The organism is Burkholderia sola (assembly GCF_905400185.1).
Classification (GTDB): domain Bacteria; phylum Pseudomonadota; class Gammaproteobacteria; order Burkholderiales; family Burkholderiaceae; genus Burkholderia; species Burkholderia sola.
This window is the reverse complement of record NZ_FR989675.1, coordinates 2,090,649-2,106,704: the sequence shown is the minus strand read 5'-3', so window position 1 is coordinate 2,106,704 and position 16,056 is coordinate 2,090,649. Positions and strand designations below refer to the sequence as shown.

The 16,056-nt window shown below is 66.5% G+C and carries 17 protein-coding genes; 10 read left to right on the top strand and 7 right to left on the bottom strand.

Translation table 11 applies throughout. From position 1 onward, the window contains the following. Nucleotides 1-2: 2 nt before the first annotated feature. The gene (locus tag KR541_RS09635) at nucleotides 3-1,067 is read left to right on the top strand and encodes a glycosyltransferase family 4 protein (protein ID WP_050013251.1); all 1,065 of its coding nucleotides are present in this window, start codon (nucleotides 3-5) and stop codon (nucleotides 1,065-1,067) included. A 123-nt stretch (nucleotides 1,068-1,190) separates the two neighbouring features. Here the strand turns inward: KR541_RS09635 and KR541_RS09630 are convergent, their stop codons facing one another. From KR541_RS09630 to KR541_RS09620, 3 genes are all read right to left on the bottom strand, one after another. Beyond that, on the bottom strand, nucleotides 1,191-1,778 hold the full coding sequence (locus KR541_RS09630) for a BPSL1445 family SYLF domain-containing lipoprotein (RefSeq protein ID WP_050013250.1): 588 nt from the start codon (nucleotides 1,776-1,778) through the stop codon (nucleotides 1,191-1,193). Nucleotides 1,779-2,028: 250 nt separating this feature from the next. Further along, the gene (locus KR541_RS09625) at nucleotides 2,029-2,478 is read right to left on the bottom strand and encodes a hypothetical protein (protein ID WP_050013249.1); all 450 of its coding nucleotides are present in this window, start codon (nucleotides 2,476-2,478) and stop codon (nucleotides 2,029-2,031) included. Nucleotides 2,479-2,736: 258 nt separating this feature from the next. Further along, nucleotides 2,737-3,027 carry a PsiF family protein gene (locus KR541_RS09620; protein WP_011549641.1) on the bottom strand — a complete coding sequence of 97 codons (291 nt, stop codon included), beginning with the start codon at nucleotides 3,025-3,027 and terminating at the stop codon, nucleotides 2,737-2,739. Nucleotides 3,028-3,298: 271 nt separating this feature from the next. On the opposite strand from KR541_RS09620, the gene KR541_RS09615 reads away from it, so the two are divergent. Continuing rightward, complete coding sequence (locus KR541_RS09615; RefSeq protein WP_089488507.1) at nucleotides 3,299-4,321, top strand: asparaginase; 1,023 nt, start codon at nucleotides 3,299-3,301, stop codon at nucleotides 4,319-4,321. Between the two features lie 86 nt (nucleotides 4,322-4,407). On the opposite strand, the gene lysM is transcribed toward KR541_RS09615, so the two are convergent. The 4 genes from lysM to gcl all read right to left on the bottom strand — a co-directional run bounded on the left by lysM (nucleotide 4,408) and on the right by gcl (nucleotide 8,898). Then, nucleotides 4,408-4,878: a peptidoglycan-binding protein LysM gene (gene lysM / locus KR541_RS09610; protein WP_050013247.1), complete on the bottom strand. Its 471-nt coding sequence runs from the start codon at nucleotides 4,876-4,878 to the stop codon at nucleotides 4,408-4,410. Between the two features lie 460 nt (nucleotides 4,879-5,338). Then, nucleotides 5,339-6,232, bottom strand: coding sequence for a 2-hydroxy-3-oxopropionate reductase (locus KR541_RS09605; protein WP_050013246.1), 894 nt, complete (start codon nucleotides 6,230-6,232; stop codon nucleotides 5,339-5,341). Between the two features lie 41 nt (nucleotides 6,233-6,273). Next, nucleotides 6,274-7,083, bottom strand: coding sequence for a hydroxypyruvate isomerase (gene hyi, locus KR541_RS09600; protein ID WP_050013245.1), 810 nt, complete (start codon nucleotides 7,081-7,083; stop codon nucleotides 6,274-6,276). Between the two features lie 39 nt (nucleotides 7,084-7,122). Then, nucleotides 7,123-8,898 carry a glyoxylate carboligase gene (gcl, locus tag KR541_RS09595; protein ID WP_050013244.1) on the bottom strand — a complete coding sequence of 592 codons (1,776 nt, stop codon included), beginning with the start codon at nucleotides 8,896-8,898 and terminating at the stop codon, nucleotides 7,123-7,125. Nucleotides 8,899-9,069: 171 nt separating this feature from the next. Between gcl and KR541_RS09590 the strand changes: the two genes are divergently transcribed. The 8 genes from KR541_RS09590 (at nucleotide 9,070) to dnaB (ending at nucleotide 15,935) form a co-directional block, all read left to right on the top strand. Then, nucleotides 9,070-9,981: a LysR family transcriptional regulator gene (locus tag KR541_RS09590; protein WP_050013243.1), complete on the top strand. Its 912-nt coding sequence runs from the start codon at nucleotides 9,070-9,072 to the stop codon at nucleotides 9,979-9,981. 168 nt (nucleotides 9,982-10,149) lie between these two features. Next, nucleotides 10,150-10,791, top strand: a complete 642-nt coding sequence (locus tag KR541_RS09585; RefSeq protein ID WP_050013242.1) for an RNA polymerase sigma factor — start codon at nucleotides 10,150-10,152, stop codon at nucleotides 10,789-10,791. Beyond that, entirely contained in the window at nucleotides 10,781-11,668 is an 888-nt protein-coding gene (locus KR541_RS09580; RefSeq protein WP_216089521.1) for an anti-sigma factor family protein, read from the top strand. Before KR541_RS09585 ends, KR541_RS09580 begins: the two co-directional genes overlap by 11 nt. A gap of 226 nt (nucleotides 11,669-11,894) precedes the next feature. Beyond that, on the top strand, nucleotides 11,895-12,269 hold the full coding sequence (rpsF, locus tag KR541_RS09575) for a 30S ribosomal protein S6 (RefSeq protein WP_006486255.1): 375 nt from the start codon (nucleotides 11,895-11,897) through the stop codon (nucleotides 12,267-12,269). Between the two features lie 40 nt (nucleotides 12,270-12,309). Further along, nucleotides 12,310-12,609, top strand: a complete 300-nt coding sequence (gene priB / locus KR541_RS09570; protein ID WP_011549649.1) for a primosomal replication protein N — start codon at nucleotides 12,310-12,312, stop codon at nucleotides 12,607-12,609. Between the two features lie 4 nt (nucleotides 12,610-12,613). Then, nucleotides 12,614-12,889 (top strand): 30S ribosomal protein S18, encoded by a 276-nt coding sequence (gene rpsR, locus KR541_RS09565; RefSeq protein WP_004193360.1) that lies wholly within the window; start codon nucleotides 12,614-12,616, stop codon nucleotides 12,887-12,889. Nucleotides 12,890-12,916: 27 nt separating this feature from the next. Beyond that, entirely contained in the window at nucleotides 12,917-13,369 is a 453-nt protein-coding gene (gene rplI, locus KR541_RS09560) for a 50S ribosomal protein L9 (protein WP_006486256.1), read from the top strand. A 142-nt stretch (nucleotides 13,370-13,511) separates the two neighbouring features. Beyond that, on the top strand, nucleotides 13,512-15,935 hold the full coding sequence (gene dnaB / locus KR541_RS09555) for a replicative DNA helicase (protein WP_124630768.1): 2,424 nt from the start codon (nucleotides 13,512-13,514) through the stop codon (nucleotides 15,933-15,935). The last annotated feature ends 121 nt before the right edge of the window (nucleotides 15,936-16,056 follow it).

The following is a 16,056-nucleotide window of genomic DNA, read 5'->3' as shown; positions in this document are numbered from 1 at the left end:
CCATGAGAATTGCCCAGATCGCCCCGCTGACCGAATCCGTGCCGCCAAAGCTGTACGGCGGCACGGAGCGCGTCGTGTCCTACATCACCGAGGCGCTCGTCGAGCTCGGCCATGACGTGACGCTGTTCGCGAGCGGCGATTCGACGACGCGGGCGAAACTCGAGCCCGTGTGGCCGCGCGCGCTGCGGCTCGATTCGTCGATCCGCGACCGCGTCGCGCCGCACATGCTGCTGATGGAGACGGTCGCGCGCCGCGCGAAGGATTTCGACGTGCTCCATTTCCACATGGACTACTACTCGTTCTCGGTCTTCAACCGGCAGGAAACGCCTTACGTGACGACGCTGCACGGCCGGCTCGACCTGCCCGAGCAGCAACCGGTGTTCGACACGTTCAACACGGCGCCGGTGATCTCGATTTCCAATTCGCAGCGCCAGCCGTTGCCGCAGGCGAAATGGCTGACGACCGTCTATCACGGGCTGCCCGATACGCTGTACATGCCGCAGCCGGTCGAGCCGCGCTATCTCGCGTTCCTCGGCCGCATCTCGCCGGAAAAACGCGTCGACACTGCGATCCGCATTGCCCGCCAGTGCGGGCTGCCGATCCGGATCGCCGCGAAGATCGACGCGGCCGACCAGGAATACTTCGACCGCGAGATCAAGCCGCTCTTCGCGTTGCCGCATGTCGAATACATCGGCGAGATCGCCGATCACGAGAAGGCCGAATTCCTGTCGGGCGCGCATGCGCTGCTGTTTCCGATCGACTGGCCTGAGCCGTTCGGCCTGGTGATGATCGAGGCGATGTCGTGCGGCACGCCGGTGATCGCGTTCAACCGCGGCGCGGTGCCCGAAGTGGTGGACGAGGGCGTATCGGGTTTCATCGTCGAGGATGAAATCAGCGCGGTGGCCGCCGTGAACCGGCTGCATCTGCTGCCGCGTGCGCGCGTGCGGCAGCGCTTCGAGGAGCGCTTCACGTCGCGCCGGATGGCGCAGCAGTACGTCGACGTGTACCAGTCGGTGATCCGCGCGCAGAAGCGCTCGCGCTTCAAGGTGATCGATTCGACGACCTGATCGGCCTGAGCAACCTGTCCGACCTGGCGCGCGTCGCGGGCGGATAAAAAAACGGCGATGCCCGCAAGGACATCGCCGTTTGCGCATGTCCCGCGCGCCATGCGCGCGGGCAGTGCGTCGACGTCAGATCTTGAGCTTCGTGACCTTCGTGCCGTTGATCGACACGTCGCCCATCAGGCCCGCGTTGGTCAGCACGACGACCTGGATCGGCGCCGTGGCCGTGTTGGAGTCGACCGCACCGTTCGCGCCCATCTTCACGAGTGCGACCGATGCGCCGGCGCCGGCTGCCCAGCCGTCCGAGTTGCGGAATTCGTCGAGCGCCTGCTGCGTCATGAACAGGAACACGACCGCCTTCGACTGCGCGCCCGCCTGCAGGCCGACCGACAGCGACGACGTGTTGTAGTAGCCGACGGTGCTGCCGCCCACGCGCAGCGCGCCGTTGCCGGACTGGGCGCCGACGATGAAGCCGGCCTGGAGCACTTCGGGGAAGACCAGCACGCCGCGCGATTTCGCGACGAGCTCGCGCGAACCCTTGACGGTGGAGTACATGCGCGACAGCGTGGCGTCGACGCTCGCGTCGATCGACTGACGCTTCGACGCGTTGGTCGCGGCGTTGTCCGGCTTGTCCGGGGTGGTGGTGCAACCGGTGAGCGCGAGGCTACCGACGATGAGCGCGGCGGCGGCTTTGAGCACAAGAGTCCGTTTTTGCATCGTTGTTCTCCATCGGATGACGTTCGGAGTGAGTCTCGCTCAAGGAGCGGATCACGTCGGCAGTTATATCACAGCGGATTACGGCCTCTTTTCGTTGCCGTGTGAAAAAGCGTCAAATCGCGCGGCGGTGTCGCGGCGCGCCAACGGACGAAATGGCGCCGACGCGCAAGGACGCGCCCGGCGCGTGGCCGGCGTGCGGCGAACGCGAGAAGCGAGCGGAGAGCGGCGGCGCTTGCGGCGTGCGTCGGTGTCAGTGCGTGACGGGCGGAACGGGCGGCTTGATCGGCGGGCGGCGCAGCGCGCGGCGGATCAGCGCGATCACGACGCCGCATGCGAACAGGAACGCGGCCGGGACGACCCAGTAGCCGACGAACGCATGCCACAGGTAACCGGCGAGCGTATTGCGGCGCACCACGTATTCGTCGCGGGCCGCCTGCTGGCGCGGCGCGTTGGCGGCGAGCACGTCGGCCGGGCAGCCGGCCGCGCGCGCTTCGTCCGGATCCCCGTGGCACTTCGCGGCGGCGCCGGCGGCCTGCTGCGCGTCGGTGAGCTGCCAGGTGGTCAGCGCAAGCTGCAGGTCCGCCTTGTTGTACGCCATTTCCTCGCGGATCTCGCGCACGGCGACGATCGCGACGGGCACCGCCCAGAACACGATCACGATCAGCCAGCGGCGGAACCAGCGGTGTTGTCTCCATGCCATCCAAGCCTCCGTTTGACGCGCGTGCGCGTCCGTCTCGAGGGCGGCCCGATGGCGCTTCTTGGTCTTGGGTGGGCCGCGTTGCAGCCATCATAGAAGAAAACGCGGCGAATTGCCGCACCATGTGGCGGCACCGCGGCGGCGGACCGGAAAAACGGGGTGGGAAGGGCAGGAATGCGTGGGTCGATGCGCGTGCAACGAAAACGAAAATGCCGCGCCCGCCGAAGCGGGGCGCGGCATTCGAGACGGGAGCGCCGGAACTCAGGCGGCCGGCTGGTTGCTCAGGCAGCTCTTCATGAACGCCTTGCGATCGTCGCCCTTCTTGCCGGTGGCCTGCGTGTTGCACGCCTTCATCTTTTCCTGCTGCGTCATCGCCTTCGCGGGCTTCGCCGACAGGCAGTCCTTCATGAACGCTTTGCGTTCATCGCCCGTCTTGCCGGCTGCCTGCGTGTTACAGGCCTTCATCTTGTCCTGCTGGCTGTTCGCCGCGAATGCGGGGGAAGCCAGCATGCCGCCGAGAAGCACTGCGGCTACGAGCGATTGGATTTTCATTTCGACACTCCCATGGGGTGAATTGCGTTTTATATCGACGCCGTCACGAAGCCCGGCGCGACGTGAACAGGGTCGCATCGCGCCGCGCGCTCCGATTATGGCAAATCAATGTGAAAACACCAAAACGGCCTTTCTATAACGCGGGGGGCGGCATGGCCGTTGACGGCGCGCACGCGCCGGCGATCGGGACAAACCATGACACGGGGCGCGCGCAGCGCGCGTTCGCGCCGGACCTACCGGATGCCGGGCGCGAGCCATTACAATCGCGGCCATGAATACACCGAACACCGCATCCTCTTCGTCCGCGGCGGCGCTGCCGCGCATCGCCGTACTCGCCACCGGCGGCACCATCGCCGGCGCCGCGCCCGACGCGGCCAGCACGGCTGGCTATCAGGCCGGCGCGCTCGGCGTCAATTTCCTCGTCGACGCCGTGCCGGCGCTCGCGTCGGTCGCACGCATCGACGCCGAGCAGGTCGCCAGTATCGACAGCAAGGATCTCGCGCTGCCGCTGTGGAACACGCTTGCCGCGCGGATCGATGCGCTGATGGCCGATCCGGCCATCGACGGCATCGTGATCACCCACGGCACCGATACGCTCGAGGAAACCGCGTATGCGCTGCATCTAGTCGTCCGCGGCGACAAGCCCGTCGTGCTGACGGCTGCGATGCGGCCGGCCACCGCGCTGTCGTCCGACGGCCCGCTGAACCTGTTGAACGCGGTGACGGTGGCCGCCCATCCGGCCGCGCGCGGGCAGGGCGTGCTGGTCGCGTTCAACAACCGGATCCATGGCGCTCGCGATGTCGTGAAGACGAGCACCTATGCCGTCGACGCGTTCCAGTCGCCGGAGCTCGGCGCGCTCGGCTGGGTGCAGGACGGCCGCGTCGAATTCGCGCGCCGCGTCACGCGCACGCGCGACGCGCAACTGGCGATTGCCGCGACCTGGCCGACGGTCGAAGTCGTCGCGAGCTATGCGGGCGTGACGCGCACGGCCGTCGACGCGCTCGTCGCGGCCGGCGTGCGCGGCCTCGTCGTCGCGGGCACCGGCAACGGGTCGATCCATGCGACGCTGCAGACGGCGCTCGCCGATGCGGTGAACGCGGGCGTGGCGGTGGTCCGTGCATCGCGCGTCGGTTCGGGGCACGTGATGCGCAACGGCGCCGCGAGCGACGATGCGCTCGGTTTCGTGAGCGCGGGCTCGCTGCATCCGTTCAAGGCGCGCGTGCTGCTGATGCTCGCGCTCGCGAACGGCATTCACGATCGCGACGCACTGCAACGCGCATTCGACACGCTGTGACCGATGGCCGCTCGGGCGGCGCGTAGAAAGCATAAAAAATGGCAGGCCAATGGCCTGCCATTTTTGTGTCAGTGCTGCGCGAATGCTCAGGACTGCGGCGGAATCACGAGCTTCTGGCCCGGGTAGATCCGGTCCGGGCTCGACAGCATCGGCTTGTTCGCCTCGAAGATCGCCGGATATTTGTTCGCGTCGCCGTACACTTCCTTGGCGATCGCCGACAGCGTGTCGCCCGGCTTCACGTCGTGGTACCGCACTTCCGGATCGTCCGGCTGCAGATCGTCGTCGTTGACGCCCGCGACACCCTGCACGTTGCCGGCCGCGACCTTGACCTTCGCCTTCGTGTCGAGATCGGCGACGCTGCCCGACAGCGTGACGGTGCGCGAGGCGCCGTCGAACGCGACGGTCAGGTTCGACGTGTCGAGACCTTGCGAGTTGATGTAATTCTTGATCGCATCGGCCGCGGTCTGGTTCGCGGCATTCGGATCTTCCGCTGCCTGTGCATCGGCGTGACCCAGCAGTTTTTCACCCGCCTCCTTGATAAACGAAAGAAGACCCATCGTTGCACTCCTTAGGTGGTTGAAAAGAAAACGCGCCGTGAAGTGGCGAAAAAAACACCGCGCTGGGTGCGGGCCCGGAAGGGGCGCGCAGGCGCGGCGGTTTTCTCGAAAGGCGTGGCGAAAGTGTAGGCGTTCATCGCGACGAATGCATGAAAAATCGCACGCTCGAACGTAAAGAAATGTAATACGCGAAATCCGACAGGCGGACACCCGACGACGACGTCTGACCGACCAAGGCTTCCCCGGCGCCGCCGGGTGCCGCTGCGGACCCCACCACGCCGCTCTCAGCCCAGAGCGGCGTTTTTCGCCCCGTCCCGCATGCCGTTGGCGATGCAGGGCGGGGCGCCCCACCGTGATGCGCGCGTGCGTCGCGCATCGATGCGACCGGCCGTAACCGGATCGCGTCTGTTCGTGACACGCGTTTCACCATTGCAGCGAAACGCGCGTTGCTGCATCCGCGTTACGCGGCCGGCGTCTGGCCGATCTCGAAGTTCGACATGATCTCCAGCGCGCGCACGAGCGCCGAGTGATCCCACGCCTTGCCGCCGTGCGACGCGCATACGCTGAACAGCTGCTGCGCGCTCGCGGTGTGCGGCAGCGCGAGGCCGAGCTTGCGTGCGCCGTCGAGCGCGAGGTTCAGGTCCTTCTGGTGCAGCTCGATGCGGAAGCCCGGATCGAACGTGCGCTTGGTCATCCGCGCGCCGTGCACTTCGAGGATGCGCGACGCGGCGAAGCCGCCCATCAACGCCTGGCGCACGCGCTCCGGATCGGCGCCCGAGCGGGCGGCGAACAGCAGCGCTTCGCCGACCGCTTCGATGTTCAGCGCGACGATGATCTGGTTCGCGACCTTGCAGGTCTGCCCCGCGCCGTTGTCGCCGACGAGCGTGATGTTCTTGCCCATCTTCTCGAACAGCGGCTTCGCGCGCTCGAACGCCTTTTCCGGCCCGCCGACCATGATCGTCAGCGTCGCTTCGCGTGCGCCGACTTCGCCGCCGGACACCGGCGCGTCGAGGTAGTCGCAGCCGAGCGCATTGATCTGCTTCGCGAATGCCTGCGTGTCGAGCGGCGAGATCGAGCTCATGTCGATCACGAGCTTGCCGGCCGTCAGGCCCTTCGCGACGCCGTCGTCAGCGAACAGCACGTTACGCACGTCGGGCGTGTCCGGTACCATCGCGATGATGATGTCCGCGTGCTGCGCGACTTCGGTCGAGTTCGCGACGACCTTCGCGCTGCCGCGCAGATCGTCCGGAATCGGGAACGCGCCGTTCACGACGAGCTGGTGATCGCCCTTGAGCAGGTTGCGCGCCATGTGCGCGCCCATGATGCCGAGGCCGATGAAACCGATGATTGCCATGTGAAAGTCTCCTCTGGGGCTGAAAACGGGAAGGGGGCGACTCAGGCGGCGCGACGCGCCGAGGCCGGTGCGCAGCCGGCCACGCTTTGCAGCCAGCCGAGGCCTTCCGTCGTGGTGGTGCGGGGCTTGTATTCGCAGCCGACGTAGCCGGCATAGCCGAGCCGGTCGAGCAGCGCGAACAGGAACGCATAGTTGATCTCGCCCGTGCCCGGCTCGTTGCGGCCCGGGTTGTCCGCGAGCTGGACGTGGCCGATCGATGCGAGGTTGCGTTCGATCGTCGCGGCCAGTTCGCCTTCCATGCGCTGCATGTGATAGATGTCGTACTGCAGGAACAGGTTGTCCGAGCCGACCGCGCGGATCACGTCGAGCCCTTCCGACGAGCGGTTCAGCGCGAAGCCCGGGATGTCGAAGCGGTTGCACGGCTCGACGAGCAGGCGGATGCCTTCGCGCTTGAGCGCATCGGCCGCGAAGCGCAGGTTGTCGACGATCGTCACGAAAGTCTTGTCGCGCGCGGTGCTCGCCGACGGAATGCCGACCAGGCAGTTCAGCTGCGGCACCTTCAGCGCCTTCGCGTAGCCGATCGCACGGCCGACCCCTTCCTGGAACTCGCCGACGCGATCGGGCAGGCACGCGATGCCGCGCTCGCCCTGATCCCAGTTGCCGGCGGGCAGGTTGTGCAGCACGAGGCGCAGGCGGTGCGACTCGAGCTGCTCGGCGAGTTCTTCTTTCGCGTACGGGTACGGGAACAGGAACTCGACGGCGTCGAAACCCGCGTCCGCGGCCGCCTTGAAACGGTCGAGGAACGGCACTTCGTTGAACAGCATGGTCAGGTTTGCAGCAAACTTCGGCATGAGCTAAGCCTCTTCGGTCGGTCAAAAATGTCGTGCGGTTCAGTCGAGCATCGAGATCGCGGTCGGCGCGTGCTCGGCCTTATCGGCGAGATCCTCGAATTCGTTGATCGCGTCGATTTCGGTGCCCATCGAGATGTTCGTCACGCGTTCGAGGATCACCTCGACGACCACCGGCACGCTGAACTCTTCCGCGAGCGTTTGCGCCTGGCGCAGCGCCGGCTCGATCTCTTCCGGCTTGAACACGCGCAGCGCCTTGCAGCCGAGGCCTTCCGCGACGGCCACGTGGTCGACGCCATACCCGTTCAGTTCCGGCGCGTTCACGTTGTCGAACGCGAGCTGCACGCAGTAGTCCATGTCGAACGCGCGCTGCGCCTGGCGGATCAGCCCGAGGTACGAGTTGTTCACGACGACGTGCACGTACGGCAGCTTGAATTGCGCACCGGCGGCGAGCTCCTCGATCATGAACTGGAAGTCGTAGTCGCCGGAGAGCGCGACGATCGGGCGGCTCGGGTCGGCCGCACGCACGCCGAGCGCGGCGGGGATCGTCCAGCCGAGCGGGCCGGCCTGGCCGCAGTTGATCCAGTTGCGCGCCTTGAACACGTGCAGGAACTGCGCGGCGGCGATCTGCGACAGGCCGATCGTGCTGACGTAGCAGGTATCGCGACCGAACACCTTGTTCATCTCTTCGTACACGCGCTGCGGCTTGACCGGCACGTTGTCGAAGTGCGTCTTGCGCTGCAGCGTGCGCTTGCGTGCCTGGCAGTCGGCGACCCACGCGCTGCGATCCTTCAGCTTGCCGGCGGCCTTCCATTCCTGCGCGACCGCGACGAACAGCTCGAGGGCGGCCTTCGCGTCGGACACGATGCCGAGATCCGGGCCGAACACGCGGCCGATCTGCGTCGGCTCGATGTCGACGTGCACGAACTTGCGGCCCTTCGTGTAGACCTCGACGCTGCCCGTGTGGCGGTTCGCCCAGCGGTTGCCGATGCCGAGCACGAAGTCGGACGCGAGCAGCGTCGCGTTGCCGTAGCGGTGCGACGTCTGCAGGCCGACCATGCCGGCCATCAGCGGGTGGTCGTCGGCAATCGCGCCCCACGACATCAGCGTCGGGATCACCGGCACGCCGATTGTTTCCGCGAACTGCACGAGCAGGTCTTCGGCCGCCGCGTTCAGCACGCCGCCACCCGACACGATCAGCGGCTTGTCCGCGTCGTTGAGCATCGCGAGCGCCTTCTCGATCTGCGCGCGGGTGGCCGCGGGCTTGTAGACCGGCAGCGGTTCGTACGTGTCGATGTCGAATTCGATTTCGGCGAGCTGCACGTCGATCGGCAGGTCGACCAGCACCGGGCCCGGACGGCCCGAGCGCATCAGGTGGAATGCCTGCTGGAACACGCGCGGCACGAGCGCCGGTTCGCGCACGGTGACCGCCCACTTCGTGACCGGCTTCGCGATCGATTCGATGTCAACGGCCTGGAAATCTTCCTTGTAGAGACGCGCGCGCGGCGCCTGGCCGGTGATCGCGAGGATCGGAATCGAGTCGGCCGATGCGGAGTAGAGGCCGGTGATCATGTCGGTGCCGGCGGGGCCCGACGTGCCGATGCACACGCCGATGTTGCCCGGCGCCGCCCGCGTGAAGCCTTCGGCCATGTGCGATGCGCCTTCGACGTGGCGCGCCAGCACGTGGCTGATGCCGCCCGACTTGCGCATGGCCGAGTAGAACGGGTTGATCGCGGCGCCCGGCACGCCGAACGCGGTCTGGATGCCTTCCTTCTCGAGCACGAGTACGGCTGCGTCGACGGCTCTCATCTTGGCCATGAATGTCTCCTTGGATAGTGGGATCTTGCGAATCGGTCTGTTGAGGACACTTTAGGGATGCAGGAAAGGTTTGATAAGATCAGCCGAAGTCGCTTATTTCGAAACTAAAAGTATGGAATGACGGCCGGACGGGGCTTCCCGCCGGTGTCGGAGCCGGGACGGAGACAGCAGATGGATCGTTTCAAGCAGATCGAGACGTTCGTGCGGGTGGCCGATGCCGGCAGCCTCGCGGCGGCCGCGCTCGAGGAGGGCGTGTCGCCGGTGGTGCTCGGGCGGCGGATCGACGCGCTGGAGAAGCGCCTCGGCGTGAAGCTGATGTACCGCTCGACGCGGCGGCTGGTGGTCAGCGAGGAGGGCGCCGCGTTCCTCGAGCGCTGCCGCGGGCTGCTGTCCGAATGGGATCAGGCCGAGAACGAGCTGGCCGCCGGGCGGCGCGCGGTCAGCGGGCACCTGATCGTGTCGGCGCCGGCCGCGTTCGGCCGCAAGCACGTCGCGCCGCACGCGCCCGGTTTTCTCGCCGACAAGCCGGAAATGCAGCTGTCGTTCAACCTGACCGACCGCGTCGTCGATCTCGTGCGCGAGGGCTATGACCTGTCGATCCGGATCGGCGGCGCGGTCGATCCGAACTTCGTCGCGGTGAAGCTCGCGTCGAACCGGCGCGTGGTGTGCGGCACGCCCGGGTATTTCCGCCAGCACGGCCGGCCGAAATCGCTCGATGACCTGCTGAAGCACAACTGCCTGGCCTTCAACCTGCAGGGCGGACAGAACCGCGGCTGGTATTTCCAGCGCCACGGCAAGATCGCGACGATGCGCGTGACCGGCAATCTCGACTGCAACGACGGCGAGCTGCTGCATCGCTGGGTGGCCGAAGGGCTCGGGCTCGGCTGGCGCTCGACGTGGGAAATCGCCGCGCAACTCGAAACGGGCGAACTCGAGACCGTGCTCGACGAGTACGCGCTGCCCGACTACGACATCCTCGCGGTCTACCCGCAGCAGCGCTACGTGCCGGCGCGCGTGCGCTATTTCATCGACTACCTGCGCGAAGCGTATGCGCGCCCCGGTTACTGGAGCACCACGCCGTAACGGGGCGGGCTGCCCGGCCGTCCGGCGATTTTTTACGCTTCATGCGCGCGGCGCGGGAATAAACTCGACGCAGCAGCGGTAAGGTCATCGAGCGCGCACGTTGCCGGTCTGTCCGGGCGCCGTGCGCGGAACGGGCGCGGCGTCGGCCGCCGGGACCAGGGAGGCCATGTGGGGCAAGCCGGACAGGCGGTCGATGAGCGGGCGGTGGACGATGCGCTCGCGCGCGGCGAGCGGTTTCGCGCGCTCGTGCTGCCGCATCTCGACGCCGCGTACAACCTCGCGCGCTGGCTGAGCGGCAGCGCCGGCGATGCGGACGACGTCGTGCAGGACGCGTGCATGCGCGCGCTGCGCTTCGTCGACTCGTGTCGCGGCGACAACGCGCGGCCGTGGCTGCTGACGATCGTGCGCCACACCTGGTACACCGAGTGGCGGCGGCGCACGCAGGCGCACGAGGTCGCGCTGCCCGACACGCTGGACGATGCCGACGTGCCCGACGACTGGCAGCCGGCGACGGAGGACCCGCTCGCGCAGCTGCTGCGCGGCGAGAACGTGCGGCTCGTGAACGCGGCGCTCGCGAAGCTGCCGCCGGAATACCGCGAGGTGCTCGTGCTGCGCGAGATGGAGGACCTGAGCTATCGCGAGATCGCGGCGATCGCGGACGTGCCGGTCGGCACGGTGATGTCGCGGCTCGCGCGCGGCCGGCGCAAGCTTGCCGCGCTGCTGGGCGAGGCACAGGCGCCGGCGACCGAAGGCCGGCCGGGCCGTGCGCCGGCTGGCGGAACCGCATCGGAGGCGATCGATGGACTGTAACGAAGCGCGAGCGTTGCTGGACGCGGACGTCGACCGCGAGCTGTCGGCGCCCGATGCGTTGCGGGTCCAGCAGCATGTCGAAGGGTGCGACGCATGCCGCCGCGAACGCGCACGGATCGTCACGCTGGTGCAGGCGGTGCGGCAGGCCGATTATCACCGTGCGCCGGACGCGCTGCGGGCGAGTATCCTCGCGAGCCTGCCGGCCGCGGCCGACGCGCCGGCCCATGAGCCGTCGCGGGCCGCGCCCCGGCCTGAACGGCAGTCAGCGCCGCCCCGGCGGCCGCGCGGACGCGACTGGTTCGCCTGGCTGACCGGGCGGGCCGGGTCGGCCGGCACGGGCGCCGGGTCGCGCGTGGCCGCGTGGCCGGGCCTCGGCTGGGGCGTCGCGCTGCTGATGGCGGTCGCGGCGGCGGGCGGCGTGGCGTGGTCCGCCCGCCACGCGGACACCGACCGCACGGTCGACGAACTGGTCGCGAGCCACGTGCGGGCCGACCTGTCGGCGCGCGACATCGACGTGATCTCGACCGACCAGCACACGGTCAAGCCGTGGTTCAACGGCCGGCTCGACTATGCGCCGCCGGTCGAGAATCTCGCCACGGACGGTTTCGCGCTGGTCGGCGGCCGGCTCGACTACGTCGGGCGGCGTCGCGTCGCAGTGCTCGTCTACCGCCACCGGCAGCACGTGGTCGACGTCTACGTGCAGCCGGCCGGCGAACGGCCGGCGGCCCCGTACGCGACCGTGTCGCAGGGCTATGCGCTGGACCGCTGGAACGCGGCCGGCATGACGTGGTGGGCGGTGACCGACGCCGAGCCGTCGGCGCTCGCGGCGTTCCGGACGGCGCTCGACGCGCGGCTGGCCGGCGCGCCCGGCGAATGACCATGCCGTTATGGGGAGGTGCACTCTTGTTCCGACCCCGGCCGCGAAAGGGCGAAGGGCGCTCGCGGGCCCGCATACCCGTTCAAGTCTTTGAAAACACGGCCGAATCAGTCGGCGAATCGTCGATTGGCCTTGCATGCGCCCCGTAACCGGGTTAGAATCTTCGGCTTCTCACTTGCCACACCGGTTCAGACGCCCGGGTGGCTTTAATCCACAAGGAGTGTGTATGCGTCATTACGAAATCGTATTCATCGTGCACCCGGATCAAAGCGAGCAAGTGCCCGCGATGATCGAGCGCTACAAGTCCACGATCACGTCGCACGGCGGCCAGATCCACCGTGTCGAAGACTGGGGCCGTCGCCAGCTGGCCTACATGATCGAGAAACTCGCGAAGGCTCACTACGTCTGCATGAACATCGAGTGCGACCAGACGACGCTCGACGAACTCGAACACGCGTTCAAGTTCAACGACGCCGTGCTGCGTCACCTCATCGTCAAGATGAAGAAGGCCGAAACCGGCCCGTCGCCGATGATGAAGGAAGTTCAGCGCGAAGAAGCCAAGAAGGCGGCTGCCGCTCAGCCGGCCGAAGCGCAGGCTTAAGTTCGTCACTTATTAAGCCATCAAGGAGCGCGCCACTCACGTGAACAGGTTGCAATTGACGGCGAGCGTCGTCGAACGCGCACCGGTGCGATATACGCCGGCCGGTGTTCCGATCGCAAGCGCCACGTTGCATCACCGCACGGAAGTCGTCGAAGCAGGCATTCCCCGTCAGGTCGAAATGACGATCGAGGCGGTGGCGGCCGGTGAGGCGAGCGGCAAGCTGGAAAGTCGTGAAATGGGCGTCGAAACGCTGTTCACGGGCTTCCTGGCCAAGAAAAGCCGCAACGCGAGAACCTTGGTGTTTCACATCACTGCATTGCAGGACACAGGAAAGGACTGAAATCATGGCCCGCCCGACTGGTAAGAAATTCGACAAGCGTCGTCAGCAACAAAACCCGCTCTTCAAGCGCAAGAAGTTCTGCCGTTTCACGGCTGCCGGCGTCGAGCAGATCGACTACAAGGACACGGAAACGCTGAAGGACTTCATCGGCGAAAACGGCAAGATCACGCCGGCTCGCCTGACGGGTACGAAGGCCCACTATCAGCGTCAGCTGGATACGGCAATCAAGCGTGCGCGTTTCCTCGCGCTGCTGCCGTACACCGATCAGCACAAGGCGTAATCAGGCGACGCAATAAGGAGAATTCGAATGCAAATCATTCTGTTGGAAAAAGTCGCCAATCTGGGCAACCTCGGCGACATCGTCAAGGTCAAGGACGGTTACGCTCGCAACTTCCTGATCCCGAACCGCAAGGCTCGCCGTGCAACGAAGGAAGCGATCGCCGAATTCGAAGTGCGCCGCGCTGAACTCGAAAAGATCGCCGCTGAAAAGCTGGCGGCATCGCAGGCAGTCGGCGAGAAGCTGAACGGCCAGTCGTTCGAAATCACGCAGAAGTCGGGCGTCGACGGCCGTCTGTTCGGCTCGGTCACGAACGGCGACGTCGCGGAACTGCTGAAGAAGGCCGGCTACGAAGTCGAGAAGCTGCAAGTTCGCATGCCGGAAGGCCCGCTGAAGATGATCGGCGAGCACAACGTGCAAGTCGCGCTGCATACGGACGTCGTCGTCGACGTCACGATCAACGTGATCGGCGACCACGCGTAAGCGTAGACGCAAGCTTGCCGGGCGGCTTCCGCCGTCCGGACAAGGGCAGGCGCCCGGGTAACCGGGGCCTGCCTTTTTTATTGCCTGCTCGCCGGCAAGCGGTGGTAGCGCTGCCGCCATCTATTCGCGATAATCCCAACCCATGAACGCGCCGCAAGATCCCCAAATCGAATCGCTGAAAGTCCCGCCGCATTCGGTGGAAGCCGAGCAGTCGGTGCTCGGCGGCCTGTTGCTCGACAACGCGGCATGGGACCGGATTGCCGACTTCCTGTCGCAGGGCGACTTCTACCGCTACGACCACCGGATCATCTACGAGCACATCGGCCGCCTGATCGCGTCGACGCGCCCGGCCGACGTCGTGACCGTGTACGAAGCGCTGACCACGTCCGGCAAGGCCGACGACGTCGGCGGGCTCGCATACCTGAACGCCCTCGCGCAGAACACGCCGAGCGCGGCGAACATCCGCCGCTATGCGGAAATCGTGCGCGACCGCGCGGTGCTGCGCCGGCTCGTGTCGGTCGCCGACGAGATCTCGGCCGACGCATTCAATCCGCAGGGCAAGGAAGTCCGCCAGCTGCTCGACGAGGCCGAATCGAAGGTGTTCTCGATCGCCGAAGAGGGCGCGCGCGGCAACCAGGGCTTCCTCGAGATCGGCCCGCTGCTCACGCAGGTGGTCGAGCGCATCGACACGCTGTACCACACCGCGAACCCGAGCGACGTCACCGGCACGCCGACCGGCTTCGTCGACCTCGACCGGATGACGTCGGGGATGCATGGCGGCGAGCTGATCATCGTGGCGGGGCGCCCGTCGATGGGTAAGGCGCAGCCGCTCGATGCGCGCGTCAGGACGTTGACGGGCTGGAAGCCGATGGGCGAGCTGGCGGTCGGTGATGCACTTGCTTCGGTCGACGGGGCTCCATCGATCGTGACCGGCATCTACCCGCAGGGCGAACGCCAGGTGTATCGGGTCCGCTTTTCGGATGGGCGTTCGGCGGAATGCTGCGACGAGCACCTGTGGTGCGTCCATTTCCGCGAGTGGGAAAAGCCCCGTGTGCTGTCGACCGCGGAGATTCGCACGTTGCTGACGCGCGAACGCTACCGGAACCGGTTGTGGATCGACATGCCGAGCGGCGAGTTTGGTCATCGCGAGGCGCTGCCGGTTGACCCATGGGTACTCGGCGCGCTGCTGGGCGACGGTGCGCTCGGCGGGACCGCCGTGCGTTTCAGCGTGAAGGCCGAGGAAACGTTGAACCGGATGCGCGAGCGTGTCGATGCGTCGCTCGAACTTGAATACGCGGGCCAGTACGACTGGCGCATCAAACGCCGGCCGTCGACGGCCACCGTGGCCCGGCCGTCCGCCAACCCGCTCAAGGCTGCGCTCGAGCAACTCGGTGTGTGGGGGAGGACGAGTTACGACAAGTTCATCCCGCGTCTCTACCTCGATGCGGACAAGGACGCGCGGCTGGATGTGTTGCGCGGGTTGCTCGACACGGACGGCTGGGTCGAATCGTGGGGTACGGTGCGTTATTCGACCGCCAGTGCGCAGTTGGCGAGCGACGTGCGCGAACTGGCGCGTTCGCTCGGCGCGTGGTGCCAGGTTGCCGAAAAGGCGACGAGCTTCACGGTCGACGGTGAACGCAAGGCCGGTGCGACGGCTTATATTTGCACGATCAGTCACCCGGATCCGCAGAGCCTGTTCCTGTTCGAGGGCAAGCGCGAGCGGCTAATGGCCGGGCGGACGCGCCGCAAGCTGCCGGTAATTATGGGTATCGAGCCGTCGCGCCGGACCGCCACGCAGTGCATCTCGGTTTCGCATCCGTCTCGGCTGTACGTGACCGACGATTACGTCGTCACGCACAACACGGCCTTCTCGATGAACATCGGCGAATACGTCGCGGTCGAGTACGGGTTGCCGGTCGCGGTGTTCTCGATGGAAATGCCGGGCACCCAGCTCGTGATGCGTATGCTCGGCTCGATCGGCCGGCTCGACCAGCACCGGATGCGTACCGGCCGCCTGACGGACGAGGACTGGCCGAAGCTGACGCACGCGGTGCAGAAGATGAGCGAGGCGCAGCTCTTCATCGACGAGACGGGCGGCTTGAACCCGATGGAGCTGCGCTCGCGCGCGCGGCGCCTCGCACGTCAGTGCGGCAAGCTCGGCCTGATCATCGTCGACTACCTGCAGCTGATGTCGGGTTCGTCGCAGGGCGAGAACCGCGCGACCGAAATTTCGGAAATCTCGCGTTCGCTGAAGAGTCTCGCGAAGGAGCTCGACGTGCCGGTGATCGCGCTGTCGCAGCTGAACCGCGGCCTCGAACAGCGCCCGAACAAGCGTCCGGTGATGTCGGATTTGCGCGAATCGGGCGCAATCGAACAGGACGCGGACGTGATCCTGTTCATTTATCGCGATGAGGTCTACAATCCGGACAGCCCCGACAAGGGGACGGCCGAAATCATCATTGGCAAGCAGCGTAACGGCCCGATCGGGCCTGTTCGGCTCACGTTCCTGGGGCAATACACGAAGTTCGACAATTTTGCCGGGGCGCAGACCTTCTACGGCGAGTAAAGCCGGTTGTAAACACCTATTTCGCCAATTGTTGTATCCAATCCCGGCGTGCGCATATGCGCACGTCGCGTCGGGACCGAAACCGGTACAATGTCGCCCGTTTTCGTGACAGTAGTTTGAC